Here is a 21,298-nt window from a genome sequence, read left to right on the forward strand (position 1 = left end):
GTTTTAGTTAAACATTAGTTGAAATATGTGAAGTAACGAGTATTTATCACGATTAGATAAATCGGAACTTGAAGGAGGGCATCAGAATGAAGTTGCTATATAAAGATCCAGGATATAAATATTCTGTGGAATCAATTTCAGAGTTTATAAAACAGGATGAGTTTTGGAGTGAACCAATTTTTCATTTCTTTCCCGAATTGCTAAAATTCAAAGGTTCCTTTGATAAGAGTAGTGATAATAAGGATATTGTTAAAGAGATATCAGGAACAGTTTTTGAATTGTATAGGTCAAGAGAAAAAGAAATACAAAGTAAAGTTATATCATATCAAGAAAATTGGAATCGTTACGAAAGATTAATTAATGAGCGTTTCTCTTCAATATTTCAATTTGATACGAGTGATATTTTCAATGATCTAGTATGTAATATAACATTGAATCCAATAAGTCCTAGATACTTAAGAGAGCATGTTTTTGATGTGTTCTACATGAATAGTGATGAAGGTTCTATGGGTTCTGCATTACATGAGATTGTTCATTATCTATGGTTTTATCTATGGAATAAAAAGTATAAGGATTCATATGAACAATATGAAGCTCCTAGTCTAATTTGGATTTTAAGTGAAGCAGTAGTGGAACAGATTCTAAGTGATGAAGAGTTTAATAAAATTAACCCTTACCATGAAAGCGGAAATGCCTATCCTTACTTTTACAATATGATTGTCACTGGAAGATCACTATATGATTATCTAAATGAAATATATAAAAATAATTCCATGGATAAATTTATGGATGAGAGCTATCAATTTATAGTTGAAAATGAAAAAGAAATAAGAAGCCAAATGTTATAAAATAAATTTATAGTGTTAGGTCATTACTTAATACAGCGTAATTGTTTCTGCTAGTAGGACAAGTTTTAGAGCGGGAATAGACGATAAATATTGAGGAGACGTGTCGTCTATTCAAAATATTAGAGTAGGGATGGTACGTTCATATGCTAACTTGATAGGGATAAACTATATTGCCTTTTTATTTCTTATATGTAAGACTTTGACAACTTTATATAAGACGGAGGATAACTTATGAAAGATTTATTTTTAATTGAGCCTAATAAAGAATATCAAAAGAGCTTTGAAAATTATGTTCTAGCATACAGAAAAACAAATGATGAACATTATTTTAATAAATATAAAAGAGCATTAGAAAATTTCCAAGATTATTTAAAGGACTTGCCTCAAGGAGAGGTTATAACCTCAACATTTTGGTTAATTGATAAAAAAGAAGTTGTAGGAGTAGTAAGAATTAGACATCAAGAGATAGAATGTGCTGGTCATATAGGCTATGATATATCACCAGATTGTAGAAATAGAGGTTATGGTTTTCAAATTTTAAAATTGGCATTGGAAAAGGCTATGAAGATAGGAATAGAAGAGGTAATTTTAACTTGTAATATAGACAATATAGCCTCAAAGAAAATTATAGAAAAGAACAAGGGGAATTTATTAGGAATTATTTTTGATGAAGAGGAAAATGAATATATGTATAAATTTAGTATTACATTAACCACTAATTAACTTTCTTTTACTTTAGTACATCTAAAGCCTTAAGCCAAGTTTGCCAAGGGTTTTATGATTCTTGAATGATATACTTAAGTGATATGTTTCAATTTTTTAATTCGAAGAGGTGAGATAGCGTGGTTATTCTAGTATTGTCTTTAATATTAGCAGGTTTATCAATATCAGAGAGGGTTATACATATAAAAAAGAGTAAGGATTGGGATATTATAAGATTATTTATTGGAGTACTAATTATTATCACATTATTTTTAATATCCTATTTTGCAACAGATACTACTAGTGGTCTACTTTATGTTTTTTTTACTATGTGTATTTATCTTTTACTAGCAATAATTAATAGAAAATGTCATCAAAATTGGATTAAGAATTTTTTATCTATAGTAGATATACCTTTATTTGTATACTTATTGCTTAGTATTATTCAGAACATACTTATTGATTTTAAAATTATTATATTGCTTTTATTTTTAATAAAATCAATATTTGATTATCCATATAAAAATAAAAATAAGCATGACATGAGACAAAATATCTCATTTTTAGTAGGCATTGCAATTGGAATATCGATAATCTTATTTTATTATAAACCATCTGACTTTGGAACTAGAATAATGGTTAAACAAGAAATAGTAGCACAAAAATTTTTAGAAGAAGAATTAGGTTTATATGGATTAGACATTTATGTTGATTATTTTAATAGAAATTTAAGAGGTGAAGATACGATAGTAAGAGCATATAATTCATCCGGAATTTCTGTAATCTTGATATATAGAAACAATGCAATTATAAGTTATGATATAAAAAACTAGCTAAAGAGGATACATCGTTAATCCTAATTGTTATATGACATGGTGATATATTATTGGGTTGTTTTTTTGATGCCATATTGAATAAAAGTAAGATGTTGATAGTTGTAAAATAAATTAGAGCAAAGAAAATTTATATTTGATGAGGTGCAAAAGATGATTAAAGGTGTAGATATACTAGATTTAGAACGTGTAGCAAAATATGCATATCAACTTAATTTAAATCCACAACATAAGTGTAAAGCATTTCCTACTGATTATAATGATATTTTAAGACAATTTAAAAATATGATTAATCATCCTAATAATGAATTATTAATATTAACTGATCATATTAACATTTTAGGTGTATTGGCTTTGCTTGTAGAACCAGAAGAAATGTATTTAGAGGCTATAGGTGGAGTTTTCGCAGAGAATAATTATAAAGCTGTAGCGAAGGAATTTTATGCATATGTCAAAGATAATTTTAAGGGATATCGATTTGATGCAGCCTATCCTAGGGAGAATGAACAGGCAATAGATTTTATGAAAACAATTGGAGCTAAGCTATTAGATTTTGACTATGAATTTAGATTAAGTAAGAATGAATATGAGAGTATGACTGAAGTTGGTAATATTATCTTGTTGAATGAAAAATATTATGAAAGTTTTGTTGAGATTCATAATAAGTTTCACCCTGATGTATATTGGACGGGAGAGAGATTGTTAGAGGCTTTAGATAAATTCGATATCTTTATTATTTTAGAGGATGATAAGGTAGTAGGTTCAATAGTTACTAGCAAGTTTTCGAAAGAGATTTATTTAATGGAAGTAGCAGAGGATAAACAAAATCTTGGCTATGGAACAGCTTTAATCAATAAATCGGTAAAACATGCTTTTAATAATGGAGCTGATGAGTTGATGGTCATGGTAGATAAGAATAATCTAGCTGCACTTCATCTGTATGAAAAGTTGGGATTTAAGAAAACAGATACATGTTTAACTTATTGTATAAAGTTAGAATAATTTATAAATAAATAGAGCATTAATTATTAAATTATTCTCTATTATTGTATCGTGTTAATGAGAATGGGGAAAAAGATTTTACCACTTCTTATAACATTATATTTACGTAAATGTTTATCACATATTCATATAGATTACTGATAGATTCTTAATACATAGATAGAGGAGACAATAGTGAATAATATAAATTTTGAAGATAGAATTATTGTTAAAAGAAATGCCAAATGTATTGCATCACTAGTACGAAAAGGCTATTTACCATTAAATAAAAAGTTTGTTACATATGACTATTATTTCATAAGAGAAAATAAGTATAAGTAGTATGATAAATCAAAGACGAAAATATATAGTTAAAGATAGAAAATATACGAAGAAGGACTATAGGAGCAGACTTAGGGCTGCCGCAAATACTGAGACGTTATAAGGAACAGTGATTTCGGACCTATTTCCGGGAAATGATTTGAAAAGTAAGTTACAATATATATTAGAAAAGTATATTAAAGAAAATTCATACTATATGAGGTGGTATAATGAAGAAACAACTTATTTTAATAGCAGATATGGAAGGGGCAAGTGGAATTTTTGAAAGTAATGTTGAGGCGATATATCATGGTTCAAATCTTTGGAGAGATATGGGCAGGCAATATTTAACTAGCGATGTATTAGCAGTATGCGAAGCAGCAACAGAGTGTGGAATTGATGAGATTTTACTATATGATGGGCATTATGCAGGAGATGCAGAATTTAATGTAATTATTGAACAACTTCCTAATAATGTAAGGATATTTGACACTCCAAATCGATGTTTTGATTGGCGAAGAATTAGAGGTCAAGCTGAATCTAATCCATTTGGATTAATTACAGTAGGACAACATGCTAGAAACGGAGAACCCTGGGCGTATTTTCCACATACTATTCAAACTCCACCAATTAAATCATTATTTGTTAATAAAATGCATATAGCTGAAATTGGACAGGGGACACTAAGTTTTTGTGGCACTAAATATCTTGCCAATATTGGATGTCATGCATCACATAAAGAGGCGAAAGAAATTTCTGAGAATGTTACTTGTATCACAGTAAAGAATAAGGCAACGGGATGGGAACCATCACCAATTGAGACTTATCAGATTATAAAAAGTGGAGTGATGGAAGCTATAAGAACTATAGATAAAAGAGATGTAATTTCAATTGGTGAGCCTTGTGATTTTTATATGGAACTGACAGAAGGTTACTATTTCGCTCCATCGGAAGTATTCCCATGGAAAGGTAACTTTACTGAAACTACGGCTAAATGGGAATCACCAGATATTGAAATTGGGCTTGAGTTATTTAATTATGTCAGAGGTTTTATTAAGAAAAAATCAAAATAAAAAGAACACTTGATAAGTAAAGTATAAAATGAATAATTAGGTATATTTGTGAAGCTGGTATAGGAGAAATTTTCCATTTCTTATAACAGGGTATTTGTGTTAGGGTATAGGCTTAGGATGATGTGATGATAGGTAAACTTATAGGGATTAAAAGTATCATATTCAACTAAATACTTTAGGCATAGTGAAATAGACGATGATTCAATTTATCCTGATATTAAAGCTAAGTATATATTTGCAGATTTTATCAATGGTGTAGATCCAGTAATAGGAGAAATATTAAAGTTGAACTAGATGTCTTTCGTGCTGGCAGAAATTATACATCATTAAATGGATAATCGCCTGATTCTAGAGATTATTATAGGAGGATAGTAAAATTGAAAGAAGAAAAAAAGAAGTATTGGAAATCAATAGTGTTATGTAGCTTGTTTTTTATTTACTTTATCATTTGGGGATGTTCTTCAACAAAAGATATTCATCAAATTGGAAGAAATAAGGACCAAGAATTTGACAATGGAAGTGGAATATATCTTTCCAGTATTACTGAAAAGGAGATAATGGATCTTGCTAAACTCTGTAAGGTATGGGGAGTTGTGAAATATTATCATCCTGAGGTTATATCTGGAGAAGTTAATTGGGATTATGAACTTTTTCGTGTTATGCCCTATATCTTAGAAGAAAATTCAGATGTTAATTCAATTCTCTATGAGTGGATTCATTTTTTAGATAGTAAAAATGATTTTGGAGATATAGATCAGCAATACCAATTTTCTGAAGATTCCATTCAGCTCAGTCCATCTATAGGCTGGTGCAAAGACGAGAAATATCTAGGAAAGAATTTGAGTCTTGAATTATCGAGTCTTTTAGATACTAATATCTCAGATCGAGAAAATGCATATGTTAGTTTTAAGGATGATTCACCCTATCCGTTTATGGAAAATGAAAACTCATATCCTAGTATAAAATTTGATGACACTGGCTACAGGCTACTTGGTTTATTTCGTTACTGGAATATTATAGAATATTATTATCCATATAAAGATGTTATTGGAGAAGACTGGGATCAAGTACTTCTGGAATTTATCCCCAAATTTATACATGGATCAGATTATGAATCCTATCTACTGACAATAGCAGAATTGACAACTAGAATACATGATTCTCATGCTTATGTAGTAGATAAAGATGGAGATTACATTTCTAAATATTTCGGAAAGTATAGGATTCCTATAAACTTTATTGAAGTTGACAATCAGATTGTTATAAGTAAAATAATTCATAAATGTGGACTTGAGCTTGGAGATATTGTATTAAAAGTTGGAGATAAAGATATAGATGAAATATTAGAGAATAGAAGAAAATACATATCTCAGTCAAGAGAGGATACTGGAAGCTTGTTTTTTCTTGACTTATTTCGAATTCACGAGAAGAATACTGATGTTACTGTGATTCGAAAGGGAAAGACAATTGATGTAAATGTAAAAGGTAGTCAAAAGGATATTAATGTCCATGTGGATACTAAATCGCAGGAGATGGAAGATGGCAAGATCTACTATATAAATGCTGGGCTATTGAAAAATGGCGAGATTGAAGAAATTATGAAGAAGTGGTGGAATACTAAAGGCTTAATTGTAGATCTTAGAAACTACCCTTCTAACCAAATTGCTTATAAATTAGCAGAATACCTAATGTCAGCTGAAAAAGAGTTTGTTAGGATGTCATTTCCTAATCGTTCAGTACCAGGTGAATTTTATTATTTTGATCCATTTGTGTCAGGGAAACCAAAGGAATCTAACAATGAGATTTTAGATGACGAGGTCTATAAGGGTAAATTAGTGATTCTAATAAATGAACATACTATTAGCCAAGGAGAGACTACAACTATGTCTCTTAGGAATACACCAAACTCAATTGTTCTTGGAAGACCTTCAGCAGGAGCTAATGGTGATGTGCGTCCCTTTACTCTTCCAGGAAACATAAAGTCTACTATAAGTGGATTTGGTATGTACTATCCAGATAAAAAACCTACTCAAAGAATAGGAATACAACCAAATATTTATATGAATCCTACTATAGAGGGAATTAGGGAAGGTAGAGACGAGTTTATTGAAAGAGCTATCGAAATAATTAAAGAAAGTTTTTAATAAAGTTTTAATAAGGCTCATTGTCTATATTATGTGAAGAATTATATGAGAAGAGATCTCATCACTTCTTATAACAGAGGCTTATTGATATGGGAAAGAAATAATATTAGGGGGGGTGACATTGATAAGCTATAGAACGGTAGGCGTAATTTTAGTGAAAAAGAGGGATCTAATGATATTTTCTTTTAATTTAGATATATAAAGATATAATTAAAAAATTATATGACATACAGGTGTCATATTTAATATGTTATTATGGAATCTAGATAATAGGTTTTAGTAGCTGAGGATATTGAATTTTGGTTTGGAAAGACTAGATATTTCATATATAGGGATATTGAGTAGAAATAATAATAAAAATCTGTGAAAAAGGAGGGGTATGATGACGGAGAATATTTATTGGATACAGGAATGGGCAAAAGTAAGGCAGGACGAGGTTGTGCGATTGCCTAATAGCTTTGAGGTTCATGATATCTTCTTAAATCATATGTCAAAGGAAGAATTTGATTCTGCATTTCAAGAAGTATGGGATATGTTTACCAATATATATGGTAATATTGCTGAATTTCCAGAAATCTATGGGATGCCTCTGCATAAATTACTGGAGTATAAGTATTCTACTAAAGAGGCGAGGGAGTCAAGAAGTGCGGTATATCGTCCGCTTAGGCTCCTATATTATCTTTTGATTGCTGGAGATTTGCATAGCGGAACTATTATAGTAGATTTAAATAAATTTAAAGCAATAAATGACGTTAGAAATATTCCAATAATTTTTGAAAGACTGAGTGATTATGGTTTTTGCTTTGATGGTTTAAAAAATTATAAAATTGCAAGTGAAAGCATCCATATATTATATCCTGATAATACACAGGTTTTAACTATATTGAAACTAATGGCGGATAAGGCTCATATAACAAACCGAATTAATGATTTTCTTAGTTGTCATTATAAATTGTTTCAAGATGATATGAATACTGTGAATTATGGAAATGATGCAGATATAATTGCTGATAAAATGCATACAAAGCAGGAGAAAGAATTTGTTTATGCCATGGATGCAGTGCTTAGTGAAATGGGTTATTATGCAGGGCCTAGAGAATCAAATGAGGGTCCTGGTTATGCTTACTATAGTAAGGAAAGTGAAGTAAGAAAAAAGGGACCATACCATTACCTAATGTCATCTAATAAAACAAAACTCGTTTTATATCTTCGTATTAGAAATGTATCTAGATGTTTAGATTATTTAAAAGAGTGCCCAGATTCTGTTAAACAAATTTTTTTATGGAGTGACATAGGATGCTCGAATCGTATAAAAGGCACATGCATACATGGACAAGAGTATGCAATAGATGGGAATACCTATTGGAGATGTGGATGTTGCAATGCGTCCTTTTATTTTAGTCCAGCTATAAAAGATATCCAACATTATATAAAATTAGTTAAATTAGGTCTGAAAAAATAGAGTATATATGTGTACACAGAGAATTATACATACCATAGGGGAGATCACAATACTTGAAGCATTTAATTGAAAGATTAGATGCTTTATTTATAATCTATAGAAAGATTCTATTTTAACTTAGACCTTACGTAAAATGAATTTCAAAAAAACTCATACAATTTATTTAGTCTTTTATAGAAGTCTTTTTTATTTTGTCGAAATTTGTATTGCAAAAAATAAAGGAATATAGAAAAGCTTGGCGAATTAGTAATATAATATGAAATTTTATGCGTAAAAGTAAAGATAAGAAGTGAGATATCACTATTTACTAGACAAAATCCAAAGGAATTTATAGCTGAAAGGACAGTACAAAGATTATAAGAGAATGCTAAAATAAAATTAGGAATAAAGAAATATGTATTGATTTACACTCTAGGACATTCTTTTCCAACACATCTATTGGAAGGATATATTGATTTAAGATATATGCAAGAATCATTAGGTTATTCTATTTCAAAGACTATAGAAATATATACTAATGTAACTTAAAAAAGCATATAAACTATTGTAAGTTTGCTTAATATAATTGTTAGAATAGACAGAGAAACTTAATCTAAAGGGTATATTAGACGGCATATGTCGTAAAAACAATAGTTATGTGTAATTAATTAATATGGAGGTATTAAACATGAGTTTAGAAGAGTTAAACCCGACTAAAAGATTTAGTGATAGAGTTCATAATTATGCTAAGTATAGACCAGGGTATTCTAATGAAATAATTGGTTATCTACATGAAGCTGCTGATCTTAATAAAAATTCAATAATAGCTGATATAGGTTCAGGCACAGGAATTTGTACTAAAATGTTTTTGGATAATGGGAATACAGTATATGCTGTAGAACCAGATCCAGAGATGAGGAAAGTAGCAGAATATTTGCTTGAAGACTATGAGAATTTTTATTCTATTGATGGGTCTGCTGAGAGCACTAAGTTACAATCTGAATCAATTGATATTATTACAGTAGCACAAGCATTTCACTGGTTCTCCCCGCAACCTGCAAAAGAAGAATTTTTTAGAATACTTAAGCCTAATGGGATGGTTGTTTTACTATGGAATTTCAGAAATAGAAAGTCATATGGATTTATGCATGAATATCTAGAACTTATTAGAAGATATGCAGCAAGCTATACCAACGAGTCAAATGATGATGACATTATGTCACAGTTCTTTGATGATAGAACTATACATACAAAGGTTTTTCCTAATCATCAAAAAGCTGATTTTGAGAGATTAAAAGGAGAATTAGCCTCTTTTTCATATATGCCAAATGAAGAAGATCATCATTTTCAGTCTATGATATCAGAGTTACAAGATTTATTTAACCAATATAGTAGTAATGGAAGTGTAATTTTAGAATATGAAAGCTACCTTTATTACAGTAAATTAAAATAAAGAATAGTATAAGTTGTGAGTATGTGAAAGGAGAACTTTCATCCCCATTTAAGATAATAGTTAGCTAATATTACTTGCCTTACAGGTATGATAATGAAAGTCATAGTCACGATCACATAACATAAGATTTGAAGACATCTCTTCACTGGATCATATCAAGGAAAATTAGCCTACAAACCTAGTGCCAAAGGCAGTACTTCAATTGAACAACTTTTTATTTCTGAAGGTTATGATATGATTGTTTAAGATATACCTGATGATGAGATTATGTCCTACTAGAGTAATTGTGAAATGATGAATAATTTTAAAGAATACCTTTTGAAAAAAGTAAGTTTAAGTAATACACATAACAATGGATTTGAGTTAGTTGTGGTAAAGTCAAACCTCCGAAGATGAGCCATAACACATCTTTTCGCTAAGCAGCTAGGCTAGGAGGCGTTAAAATCCAAAGTGTCAGTAAAGAAATATATTTTTAAGTTAATACATTATAAATTTTAAAAAGTAAGCAAGGAGAAGTATAGATGGAAAGGCAAAAAATATTTGTTATAGGTGATAGTGTATCAATACACTATGGACCATACCTTAGAGAAATGATAAAAGATAAATTTGATTATGATAGAAAAAGAGGTATAGAAGAGGCGTTAACGGATTTGGATAAACCAATTGGAGGTAATGCAGGCGATAGTAGAATGGTTCTAGAGTATTTAATAGAAGAGTATCAAAAAAATGCTAGATATGATATTTTGGTTATCAATTGTGGGTTACATGATATTCGAGTTGATAGATATTCAAATAAGATTCAAGTTGACTTAGAAGAATACAAGTTAAATTTAATCAAGATAATTAAAATATCAAAAATGATGGCAAATAAAATTATATGGATTGGATTGACACCTATCATAGATGCAATTCATAATTTAAGAAAAGAAGGGTTTTTAAGATATAGTAAAGATGTAGATAATTATGATAATGCTGCTAAACAAATAATGAAAGAATACAACATATCATGCATAGACATATATAATTTTACTAAAAATTTAGGTACGGATATTTATTCAGATCATGTTCATTTTAAAGAGGAAGTTAAAAAATTACAAGCAGCATTTATTGCAGGGTATTTAAATTGTATTTAAAAAAGTTTAAAAGATAGAGGAAAGACACTATTAAAACACTTCTGCTAACAAAATGTCCAAGTCTGCTTTGGCAGAAATGGTGTCAAGTATTCGAAGAGCTAAAGCACATGGCTCAACTAACCGAATTAATAGCTTGTCCTCTGAAAATAAGATAGATTTAAGTCAGGAAGAAATATTTAAACTACTGGGAATGATTTCAAGAGAGATAAAAAAAGATAAAAATTATGAAATTAATCTTGATTCAATAATTGAAAATCCATTTAGAGAATTTGGAATATATAATTTTTCAAATTTAGATGCCGCAAAATCTAAACTTAGAATAACTATATCTGATTATAAATAGAATTTAAGACTTTCCCTTTATACTATGTGCAATAAATAAAAGATATAGCGTTTGGCAAAGCCTGATAGTCCATGATGAATGGACATGCTCCAGAGGAGGGTTAGAATACAAAGTGATACTTAATTCTTAAATAATAAGGAGGATTGTTATGATGCAAAATATGGGAGGTTTTATAGGTGGATTTGGTTATTTAAGTATTATTCTAGGTTTTATTAAATCGATATTGGAAATTTTACTTTATACATCACTAATCTTTGTATCATTCAAAGCATTACAAGCATTGAATATATATATTAATAAAAATCTAAAATAATATATTAAACCATCTATCTATAATTGTGAAGAATCAAAAGCTAACAATTGCCTTGCATTATTTACATTACTGTAAAAGATAGGAGGACGAAAAACGCAATTTTTAGTGGGCATTGGGTTTTACACGATTTGGTTCACTCCAATTATATTTGTTACTAATCTGATTGGGACGATAAAAGCTATTAACGAAGGACGACAGACTGAAAAATATACAGCAGCATGTTGTATTAGTTTAATGCTAATAGTTATTCCAATATATATGATGTTAATGTATGTCTAATATATGATTAACTAGATGAAATATATAAAAATAATTTCATAGATAAATTTATGGATAAGAGTTATCAATTTATGATTGAGACACTAAGGAAATGATTGAGAGATTAAGACTAGTGCTAAATAAGTTTGAGGTAAGTAGCTCAGTCTAACAACGTATTTATACAAGGGTCTAGGGTCCGGTTCAGGGACATCGAAAATACTCAGACGTTATAAAAAATGAAGATATCGATGTTGTTCATTGGGATATGGATTGATAAAATTGAGGTGTCACATAATTGTAGGAAGATATGAAGTAATAAGGAGGGTTATTATGGATTTTTCCGTTCGTTTCTCAAGTATTAAAAATATGCTTGAACTATGTAAAAAACTGACTACAGGAAACGTTGAAAGAAAGGATATAGAGAACATATTAAAACATGAAGATTATAAGTTTGAATTCGCGCGTTATAAGGGCAGGGTATCTGAAGATGAGTATACTGACTATTTACTAGATTTAAGTAATTTAAATGAAAATGATATTACAAATTTAGATTTAAAAACTCATCATAGTTACTATAAAGACTTATTAGCTAATTTGGATTTTTATAGAGAAAAATTAATCGAATTAAAGAGTTTGCTAACAACGAGTTTGTTTAACGAACAGATTTCAATTGCTTTAAAGGGATTGCCAGAGGATATAAAACTTCCAGATTCAAATTTTATTTTTACAATTGGTATAGGGCAGAGTTTTGGATATGTTTATCAGAATGGTATGCATTTCGATTTCTTGCAATTAGCCAAAGATAAAACAATTAGTGAATTTTGTTCTACTATTGCTCACGAAGTACATCATGTTGGAATAAATGCAATATATGAACAAATGGATTTAAATAATATATCTCTTGAGTCATTATTTTATCTATATTTTTCAGGAGAAGGATTGGCGGTAAAATATTGTAACAATGCTGAAGGAATATTGTCAAAAAGTATTTACAGTGGAGTTAAAAACAAAGGGTTGGATACTTTTACTTGGAAATACTTAAATGATGATTTCTATAATACAATGACTCATTTCAGAAAAGACATAAACGATATAAGAAACAATAATATTAAATCGGTAGATGAATTGGAAAAACTCATATCACAATATTGGATGAATCCTTATACTGAAGAACAAAGTAAAGAAGAAATTCCTAAATTGAAACATTTTAGATTATACAGTTTTGGAAATGATATTTGGGGAATAATACATGATTGCTTTGGTAAAAGTGCAGTTTTTGAAACACTTAAAAATCCAGAAAAATTTCCTATGATGTTCAATAAATCATTAGATAAAATGGGGTACGGACAATTCAAAATTTAATTCTTAACTTTCTTATTATGTGAAGTATTATAGGTGGAGAGGTGTGGCCACTTCTTATAAGAGAGGCTTATCCACATCGGGAATTAAATAGTATATGGAAAGTTCGACCTCAATAAGCCCTAGAATGTTATAGGAACTGTATTAGGGGTACTTTCAATAGCAATATAATAGGTGAGTTTCTATGATTAATTCTTTTGTCAGGATTCAATGCGTTTGAAATAGCAATATTTACATTGTTATATATAGTGCTAGGATATTTATTTAAATTCATATCTAAGAAAATTTCTCAAATGTAATAAAATTTAATGTTACAAGTAAAGAAGTTGGCATTATCCTGGTAAAAGTTATAAAGTTAAAACATATTTTTTATATACTAAGAAAGAGAAATATGAGGCTGCAGCATCCTTATTGCCCTTAGCTTTGCACAGGGTTCGGTCATAATGTTTCTGCACAAGAGTGAAGGAGGGAGAGGATAGAATGAAAAGAAATATTAACTATAAGTTGATTTTGTTATTAATAGTGCCCTATTTAGCTAGTGAAATAATTAATCGCTTAATGGGTTATGGAATTAGCTTGAATTCCTCATTATTATTAACTATTTCAAGTATACTTTTATCTTTATGGACATTTAGTTCTGTGGTTTTATGGTTTTGGGTGGGGAGACAGTTTGGGAGTTTAACAATAGAAAAAATAAAAAGTTTTATTTTAGGCAATGTTATATGGGCAATTTCATTAGCTTTATATATCTGGCAGTTTATTTTCGTAGATGATATAAATAGGAATTTTTTTGTTGCCGGAATATCACAACATTATTTGCTTGGTTTCGTAAGTTGGGGAAGTAAGGTTGTAGGTTTATTTACAAATACAATAGATGGAACCGTAGTAGTAATAGTCGCATATTTGATGATGTTTATTGTTTTTACAGTAGGATTTATTACTTCACCCACATTTAAAATAGAAAGAAAGCTTTATTAAATAAATTTTAAATTGTATAGTGACTTTAAAGAGTTATAGTAAATACAACGTCTAACAAGATATTTACGTAAAGATGTACGAGGCGTAATCTTAGGGAGTTATGCACTACATTCCTTCACCGGGAGCAAAGCTTTACCAAGGCGTAAGATTTCGGTATCTGGTTCAGGGAAGGTGCAAATACTGGTACGTTACAGGCTATTCCTAAGTGAATTTTTGGTTGCTTTGGAATATTATTATTTATCTTGTAATTTTATTAAGGAGAGATATTTATGGAGAATTATATTGTCATGGAGTTATCAGAAGAATATGCTAAAGAGATTTGTAGCTGGAGATATGAAGGAGAATATTCGATATATAATTTTTTGAACTGGGATGCTGTAGTAGAGAATGGATGGGGTTTATCAATCGAAAAGAAAAGGAAATTGGAATTTATTTCAATACATTTAAATAATGAATTGATTTCTTATGGCAGGATAAGTTTAAAGGCAGATAAAGCATATATAGCAATTGGACTAAAGCCATCTTTTTGCGGAAAAGGCTACGGAAAAAATATTATGAAATTATTAATTAAAGAATGCAAAAGGAGATTTCCTAATAATACGATAGCACTTGAAGTAAGAAGTTTTAATAAAAGAGCTATTAATTGCTATAACAATGTTGGCTTTGAAATTAAAGATAAATATATGAAGAGGACCTTTAATAATTCAGAAGATGAATTTTATTATATGGAATACATAGGGTAAGAAATATTATATTATTTATAAAAAGCAATTGAGTTGGACAAAGATACTAATTTAGTTAGAGTATTAAAATTGGCTAAATATAGAATTTGTGGTTGCGAAACAGCGTATAAGGATTGTTTGGGGAAAGTCCGACGCAACTAAGCTTTGGGGCGTTATACGACAGACTATGCCAGATGGTTTAATACGTAAGATATAATCAAGAGATGAATAGTTATGGATAAAAAGATTGAATCTTCCAATGCTGGAAAAGTGTGTAGAAGAGTAAATAATTTATTAAAAGAATAGGATTTTTCAACAAAATCCTCAGTCGAGATTATACGGATACAAGATGAATAAGTATACAAATACTAATTCAATTTTAAAAGATATTAGTATGTCAAAATTAGAAGAAAGAAAACAAAATGGATGCAGATATCCAGATAATATTTTGGAAAGAATTAAGTTGCTTAAGCTAAACTGGATAAGTTATGAAGATGTTCTAGAAAGAGAATTCAACCTTTCAGACTTAGATGTGACAAAAGATAAGTGGGAAGAAAATGAAGGAATTGTTAGTAAGTTAAATGAAATTATTAAAAATATGTTTGCATAAGGATACACTAAGAATCAGAATAAATTGTATAGGAGTGAAAGTTATGAAGGATAGACTTTATTTAAACACTCACAATCCAAATGCGGCAGCAGTTGCAAAAAAATTTGGGTTCGGCATTGAGTTAGATGACTATGCGTACTTTAATGCTAACATAGATTTAGATGAAGGTAAAACGTTATTTGACCGATGCGTTGGATTGATTCAGGGATGTAACAAGCTTATTTTTCATGGAGCTATTCTCGGAACGGATTTAAAGATGCTTGCAGAGGCATCTACATCAGATATTATAGCATTATACAACCAATCTTTTGCCACTGCAGAGGCTCTGGGTATCAATCATATTGTATTTCATTCGGATTATATCCCTGGGCATAGTAATAGACGAGAATGGCTTCACCGGTCTATTGCCTTATGGCAAGAATATATGTCAGACAAGCCAGAAAATTTATATATTTACATAGAAAACTTTGTGGACAATGATCCTTATATAATGGCAGAGCTTTGTGAGAAGATCAATGATAAACGGGTAATGCTTTGTTTGGATACAGGTCATGCTTGTTCTAATTCAAATGTGGATGTTGCCGATTGGATAAGCATCCTTGGTAGATTTATCGGACATACACACATACATAATAATGATGGAAATTGGGATTATCACTGGCCGCTTGGCAAGGGTATTCTTGATATGGAGCAAATTCTCCATCTTCTTGAGGCAAAAACACTGAATACAACCTATACTATTGAAGCTGATTATTCCCTATCGTTGGAATGGCTTTTAGCACATGGATTCCTTGGAGGCTATGATTATCGAATAGATTTCCAATAGATGTTAAAATTTAGCTGCTAATTAACACCAAAAAAATTATAATTTCGGATTTTAAGTATAATCATTAGTTTTATCTAATTAGCATTCTTTAGGACCTTTTGAGGGATTATTGGAATGAAAGATGTTACTACTTCCTATAACACGAATATTCCTGTAGGGGTGCGGATGGGAAGTCTTCGAGGTAAAGTGAACCACACCTGTGACCATAAGAGACGTAACAGATGCAATATGGATAACACACATTCCACCATATTGGGAGAAGTTAGATATAATCAGGGGTCTTTCTTAGGGATTATTTTAGAAGATAGAATCATATATAGCAATAGTATTATGAGTACTAAAGAAAACTTATTTTATATTTGTGAAGAAATATAGTGTAGATAGTTAGGTGGTAGTTATAGTAGTTTAAATACGCTTTTATAATATATGTAAGACTTGGAATACTAGATATATAGTTGTGTTTAATATAGTATTTATAGTAAACTAAGTATATAGAATAAAGTAGAATTATAGGAATGTATATAGAACTATGGAAGTAGTAAATGTGAACTGCTGATTATTTATATTAGGTGGTGGTGGTTTGAAAAAAACACTGATACTTGTAGCGGGAATGCCAGGTGCAGGAAAAACCAGATTTGCGAATTATTTATCTGAAAAATTACAGATTTCTTTAATCTGTAAAGATAAGTTAAAAGAAATAATCTGGGATAAGGTTCATTATGATACAACTGAAAGGACTGAATCAAAGATATATGCTGGATTGGCGTATGATTTATCATTTTATTTCTGCGAAATGCTTATGAGTACAGGTCAATCAATAATTTTTGAAAGTAATTTTACAAACGCTGGTGTAGATATATTCCAACCAATGGTGCAAAAATATGGTTATAAAGTTATTACTGTCCTTTTTGACGGAGATTCCCAAGTAATTCACAGACGATTTGTTGAAAGAGATGTAACAAGCGAAAGACATCCAGGTCTTGTTTCTAATGATTTTTTTGATGATTTTGAGGTGTTTAAAAAAGCGGCTCAAAATTGTGGCAGTTTCAAATATGGAGATGTTATGATTTATGTTGATTCAACAGATTATTCAAAAATATCTTATGATGATTTAATAGAGAAAATTTTATCACACAAATAGTGAGCGTGAACAAAATAAGCATAATCTATAGTAAACTTAATGCACAATATTCTTCTATGGCGAATTATCTACAAAGTTATTAACATGTTATACACAATTAAATAAATTATAGACTACATAGATTATATGTAGTCTATGTATAAAGTAAGTAAAGCCAATCAGTGTGTAGGAATGTACACTAGATATGTGAAGAAGGTGATATTTTGAATATACTGATTTATGGTGCTGGTGTAATTGGAAGTATTTTTGCAAACAAGCTGTCTTTGTCAGGGGAAAACGTCACTATACTTGCCAGAGGAGGCCGGTATAGTGAAATAAAAAGTAATGGCGTTGTTCTTATAAATCCTAAAACTGGGAAAAGAGAAGTTGCCAAAGTGAGTGTGACTGAAACACTTGAGCCTAATGACGTTTACGACTATATATTTGTAGTTATGCAGAGAACACAAGTTGAAGATGTTTTGCCGATTTTATCTCAAAACAAATCATCCAATATTGTCTTTATGGTTAATACAGCTTTAGGCTATGCTGACTATGCAGATAAGATTGACGAAAAGCGAATTATAATAGGATTTCCTTCTGCAGGAGGGGAACGAAAAAACGGAGAAGTTCACTATTTTATTGGCAGAGGTTTGATGCGTGCTTTTCAAACAACTACATTTGGAGAGTATCATTGTCATAAAACAGAGCGTGTAAAACAAATTATTAAAATGTTCAATCAAGCAGGGATTCCATCTGTGTATTGTAATAACATGGATGCTTGGCAGAAGACACATGTGGCAATAGTGACAAGTATAGGAAACTCATTATATGGTTATAAATGCATCAATTATGAATTGTCAAAATCATACTTTGATGTTGCCATAATGGTAAAAGGCATCAAAGAGGGTTTTTCGGTACTGAAGGCATTAAAAATTAAGATTACTCCGTCAAAGTTAAACTATTTTAAACTTCCCACTTTTTTGCTTGCTAGGATTTTTAAAATTGTTATGGGAACACAGCTTGCAGAAGTAACTATGGCAAAGCACACATCAGTTGCTCGAGAAGAAATGATATACCTCCAAAATGAATTTGATGAGCTGATTAAGAAGAGTATGATAAATACTCCGAATATCGATAAATTGCGAATTAATTTATACAAACAAAATGAACATAATATGTGTAACTTATGATAAACTCTTGTATCTTGTAAAAGATTATAGTTATCAAAGGTATTTAACAAGTTAAAGTGTATCCTATAGAAGAGACTTTTTTAATATCTACTCTATAGGATACATTTTGCTTTTATATAAGTCTTTTTTATTTTGTCGAAATTTGTATTATGACAATTTTTAAAAAAATAGAGGAATATGTAGAGGGGTGGCGAATAAGTAATATAGTATGAAAGTAAGGAGAGAAAAATAGATAAACTGTGGGGTGATAATATGGCATCAAGTAAGCTGGCTGTTTTTTTGGGAAATTTGTATTTGCAGATAATATTGCCATTTGAGTTAATATATAAAATCTTTATTCGAAGATGTGATACCATAAATGAATATGTTTTATTAGCAATATATGTACTCGTGATATTCTTTTTTCTTTTTTCTTTTTGCTATTGGGAATATACGAATTTTTATCTTAGATATATATATTACTTCTTAATAATAATTGGCATTCTTTTGATTATTTATAGAATTATATTTACTCCAAACCTTGCGTTTGGTGAATTAAGCAACCTAATTAATCGATCTGAAACATTTATTTGGATTATAGTTTTTATTATAATTGATACTAGTATTATCTTAAGTAAAATCAAAAAAAAGAACTGCTTTAGCTTAGCCTTTCCCTTTAAAAATGGTCAATTTTTAGTTATTGATGGTGGAGATGGCAAGAAGTCTTATTTTAGCAATTATCATTACTATGGATGGAAAAGAAAAAATATAAAAAATTACTATTCTATGCGCTTTGCTACAGATATAATAAAATTGAATAAATATGGTTTTGCAAAAAGGAAAATACTATCATCATCTAATGAGGACTACAATATTTATGGAGAAAGAGTATATAGTCCTGTAGAAGGTGAGGTAGTAGAAGTAATTTTAAATGAAGATGATAATATTCCATATGGGAAATTACCCAATAAAAGTGGGAATCAAATTACTATCAAGAATGGTAATTATTATATATCTTTATATCATTTTAAAAAGGACACTATTGTAGTGAACCTTGGACAAAAACTGAAGGTAGGAGATTACCTTGGGCAAGTTGGTAATTCAGGGTATTCGTCAAGACCTCACTTTCATATTCAGGTTGTATATTCTGAAGATAATAATTATTGGTTAGGAAAAGGTATTCCAATAATATTTAATAATAGGTACCCTGTGAAGAATTGTTTAATTAATGCTTAGAATCTTATTAAAGGAGTTCTTGTCCTCGTCCATGGATCTAAGGCAGGAGTTATCTAATGACAGTAAATGTTGCAGATACAGGAGCATTAAACGACAGAATCAGAAATTTAAGTACTGACCTAAATTAATATATCTTAGATAACTGGGCCCAAAATAGTGGTTTACTAAATTTAAAGGATTATAAGCCAAAGAAAATAGGATGAGACTTTCTAGTTCAATAAAATGCAGGTATGATATTTTATGAAAACATAGGAAAGGAGAAAAAGAATGAAATTAGGAGAGGTTTGTTTAGAAACGAATGATGTAATTAAAATGGCTGACTTTTATAGAAAGATATTAAATATTTCTTCAGACTGTAAAGATGAAGAGCATCAGTTCATTATAACTGAAGGCACAACACTAACTGTTTATAACAATGGAGAAGTAAAGAACAACCAAAATCATAATATAAGCTTAGCTTTTACTGTTGATGATGTAGAAGAAGAATATAAAAGATTATTACATTTAGGGATAGATATAATTGATGCTCCTAAAATACAGCCATGGGGAGCAAAGAATATGCATTTTTGTGATCCAAATGGTAATCATGTGTATTTTAGAAGTATACCAAAATAATTGTATTGTGAAGAAATATTAAATCTACAGTAAACAAAGACTAAAAACAAAATCCATTAGGTGTGAATTTTTAAATGCATTATCAAGTAATGGGAGAACACTAGAGTTATATAAAAGCATAGGATTTAAAATTGTACAAGCATAAGATTTTAGAAAACTAATATTTTACTAAATTAAAATAAATAGGAGGAGTTAATAACATGATTCAAACAATAGTACATATAGCTTTAGTAGTTAGAGATTATGATGAGGCAATAGAGTTTTATACTGAGAAGTTAAATTTCACATTAGTTGAAGATACTTATCAGCCGGAACAAGACAAGAGATGGGTAGTTGTATCTCCCCCAGGTTCGATTGGAACCACAATATTACTTGCGAAAGCATCAAAGACTGAGCAGGAATCATTTATTGGAAATCAAGCGGGAGGAAGAGTGTTTTTATTTTTAAATACTGATGATTTTTGGAGAGATTATAATGAAATGATCGCAAGAGGAATTGAATTTGTAAGAGAACCTAAAGAAGCTCCATATGGAACTGTTGCTGTCTTTAAAGATTTATACGGTAACTTATGGGATTTATTAGAGTTAAACGAAGATCATCCAATTGCCAAACGAATGAAGTAAAACTTTAAATATCTTTAGTGTTTATTGGATTTTGGAATTATATCACAACTAAATCTAAGGCAAAATAAATACTTAGATATTGGCAGGAAGGATTATCAGTAAAAGATAATAGATTGTTGAGTAATGTCTTAGCATTATTTGGAGATTTTGTAATTATGATAGGTTATGATTTGCTTTTGCATTAGGTAAAAATATGA

Annotated in this window: 22 protein-coding genes; all 22 read left to right on the top strand. The window is 29.8% G+C overall.

The annotated features are described in order from the left end of the window. The first annotated feature begins 86 nt into the window (after nucleotides 1–86). The 22 genes from CIW83_RS04815 to CIW83_RS04920 all read left to right on the top strand — a co-directional run bounded on the left by CIW83_RS04815 (nucleotide 87) and on the right by CIW83_RS04920 (nucleotide 21,101). On the top strand, nucleotides 87–848 hold the full coding sequence (locus CIW83_RS04815; protein ID WP_094899735.1) for a hypothetical protein: 762 nt from the start codon (nucleotides 87–89) through the stop codon (nucleotides 846–848). A gap of 231 nt (nucleotides 849–1,079) precedes the next feature. After that, nucleotides 1,080–1,571 (top strand): GNAT family N-acetyltransferase, encoded by a 492-nt coding sequence (locus CIW83_RS04820; protein ID WP_094899736.1) that lies wholly within the window; start codon nucleotides 1,080–1,082, stop codon nucleotides 1,569–1,571. Between the two features lie 119 nt (nucleotides 1,572–1,690). Continuing rightward, the gene (locus CIW83_RS04825) at nucleotides 1,691–2,383 is read left to right on the top strand and encodes a hypothetical protein (RefSeq protein ID WP_094899737.1); all 693 of its coding nucleotides are present in this window, start codon (nucleotides 1,691–1,693) and stop codon (nucleotides 2,381–2,383) included. A 153-nt stretch (nucleotides 2,384–2,536) separates the two neighbouring features. Then, nucleotides 2,537–3,385, top strand: a complete 849-nt coding sequence (locus CIW83_RS04830) for a GNAT family N-acetyltransferase (RefSeq protein ID WP_094899738.1) — start codon at nucleotides 2,537–2,539, stop codon at nucleotides 3,383–3,385. A 530-nt stretch (nucleotides 3,386–3,915) separates the two neighbouring features. Next, nucleotides 3,916–4,758 (top strand): M55 family metallopeptidase, encoded by an 843-nt coding sequence (locus CIW83_RS04835; protein WP_094899739.1) that lies wholly within the window; start codon nucleotides 3,916–3,918, stop codon nucleotides 4,756–4,758. A gap of 377 nt (nucleotides 4,759–5,135) precedes the next feature. Further along, nucleotides 5,136–6,902 carry a S41 family peptidase gene (locus CIW83_RS04840; protein ID WP_201259681.1) on the top strand — a complete coding sequence of 589 codons (1,767 nt, stop codon included), beginning with the start codon at nucleotides 5,136–5,138 and terminating at the stop codon, nucleotides 6,900–6,902. Between the two features lie 382 nt (nucleotides 6,903–7,284). Further along, the gene (locus CIW83_RS04845) at nucleotides 7,285–8,364 is read left to right on the top strand and encodes a hypothetical protein (protein WP_094899740.1); all 1,080 of its coding nucleotides are present in this window, start codon (nucleotides 7,285–7,287) and stop codon (nucleotides 8,362–8,364) included. Between the two features lie 667 nt (nucleotides 8,365–9,031). Continuing rightward, nucleotides 9,032–9,796: a class I SAM-dependent methyltransferase gene (locus CIW83_RS04855; protein WP_158220017.1), complete on the top strand. Its 765-nt coding sequence runs from the start codon at nucleotides 9,032–9,034 to the stop codon at nucleotides 9,794–9,796. A gap of 521 nt (nucleotides 9,797–10,317) precedes the next feature. Next, entirely contained in the window at nucleotides 10,318–10,929 is a 612-nt protein-coding gene (locus CIW83_RS04860; RefSeq protein WP_094899743.1) for an SGNH/GDSL hydrolase family protein, read from the top strand. 79 nt (nucleotides 10,930–11,008) lie between these two features. After that, the gene (locus tag CIW83_RS04865; RefSeq protein ID WP_143598517.1) at nucleotides 11,009–11,272 is read left to right on the top strand and encodes a hypothetical protein; all 264 of its coding nucleotides are present in this window, start codon (nucleotides 11,009–11,011) and stop codon (nucleotides 11,270–11,272) included. Nucleotides 11,273–11,420: 148 nt separating this feature from the next. Beyond that, nucleotides 11,421–11,585 carry a hypothetical protein gene (locus CIW83_RS22665; RefSeq protein WP_201259682.1) on the top strand — a complete coding sequence of 55 codons (165 nt, stop codon included), beginning with the start codon at nucleotides 11,421–11,423 and terminating at the stop codon, nucleotides 11,583–11,585. A 588-nt stretch (nucleotides 11,586–12,173) separates the two neighbouring features. After that, nucleotides 12,174–13,205, top strand: a complete 1,032-nt coding sequence (locus CIW83_RS04870; RefSeq protein ID WP_094899745.1) for a DUF5700 domain-containing putative Zn-dependent protease — start codon at nucleotides 12,174–12,176, stop codon at nucleotides 13,203–13,205. A 477-nt stretch (nucleotides 13,206–13,682) separates the two neighbouring features. Continuing rightward, nucleotides 13,683–14,180, top strand: a complete 498-nt coding sequence (locus tag CIW83_RS04875; RefSeq protein ID WP_094899746.1) for a hypothetical protein — start codon at nucleotides 13,683–13,685, stop codon at nucleotides 14,178–14,180. 269 nt (nucleotides 14,181–14,449) lie between these two features. After that, on the top strand, nucleotides 14,450–14,923 hold the full coding sequence (locus CIW83_RS04880) for a GNAT family N-acetyltransferase (protein ID WP_094899747.1): 474 nt from the start codon (nucleotides 14,450–14,452) through the stop codon (nucleotides 14,921–14,923). Nucleotides 14,924–15,251: 328 nt separating this feature from the next. Beyond that, nucleotides 15,252–15,512, top strand: coding sequence for a hypothetical protein (locus tag CIW83_RS04885; protein ID WP_094899748.1), 261 nt, complete (start codon nucleotides 15,252–15,254; stop codon nucleotides 15,510–15,512). Nucleotides 15,513–15,555: 43 nt separating this feature from the next. Beyond that, nucleotides 15,556–16,338: a sugar phosphate isomerase/epimerase gene (locus tag CIW83_RS04890; protein ID WP_158220018.1), complete on the top strand. Its 783-nt coding sequence runs from the start codon at nucleotides 15,556–15,558 to the stop codon at nucleotides 16,336–16,338. A gap of 114 nt (nucleotides 16,339–16,452) precedes the next feature. Further along, nucleotides 16,453–16,713 carry a hypothetical protein gene (locus CIW83_RS04895; RefSeq protein WP_143598518.1) on the top strand — a complete coding sequence of 87 codons (261 nt, stop codon included), beginning with the start codon at nucleotides 16,453–16,455 and terminating at the stop codon, nucleotides 16,711–16,713. A 205-nt stretch (nucleotides 16,714–16,918) separates the two neighbouring features. Then, complete coding sequence (locus CIW83_RS04900) at nucleotides 16,919–17,479, top strand: AAA family ATPase (protein ID WP_094899751.1); 561 nt, start codon at nucleotides 16,919–16,921, stop codon at nucleotides 17,477–17,479. Nucleotides 17,480–17,682: 203 nt separating this feature from the next. After that, nucleotides 17,683–18,648, top strand: a complete 966-nt coding sequence (locus CIW83_RS04905) for a ketopantoate reductase family protein (protein ID WP_094899752.1) — start codon at nucleotides 17,683–17,685, stop codon at nucleotides 18,646–18,648. 252 nt (nucleotides 18,649–18,900) lie between these two features. Further along, nucleotides 18,901–19,863 (top strand): M23 family metallopeptidase, encoded by a 963-nt coding sequence (locus CIW83_RS04910; RefSeq protein ID WP_094899753.1) that lies wholly within the window; start codon nucleotides 18,901–18,903, stop codon nucleotides 19,861–19,863. A 267-nt stretch (nucleotides 19,864–20,130) separates the two neighbouring features. After that, a complete protein-coding gene (locus tag CIW83_RS04915; protein WP_094899754.1) occupies nucleotides 20,131–20,478 on the top strand; it encodes a VOC family protein in 348 nt (115 codons plus the stop codon). Between the two features lie 200 nt (nucleotides 20,479–20,678). Then, a complete protein-coding gene (locus CIW83_RS04920; protein ID WP_094899755.1) occupies nucleotides 20,679–21,101 on the top strand; it encodes a VOC family protein in 423 nt (140 codons plus the stop codon). Nucleotides 21,102–21,298 lie beyond the last annotated feature (197 nt).

Source organism: Tissierella sp. P1, assembly GCF_002266425.1.
GTDB classification, from domain to species: Bacteria; Bacillota; Clostridia; order Tissierellales; family Tissierellaceae; genus Tissierella; species Tissierella carlieri.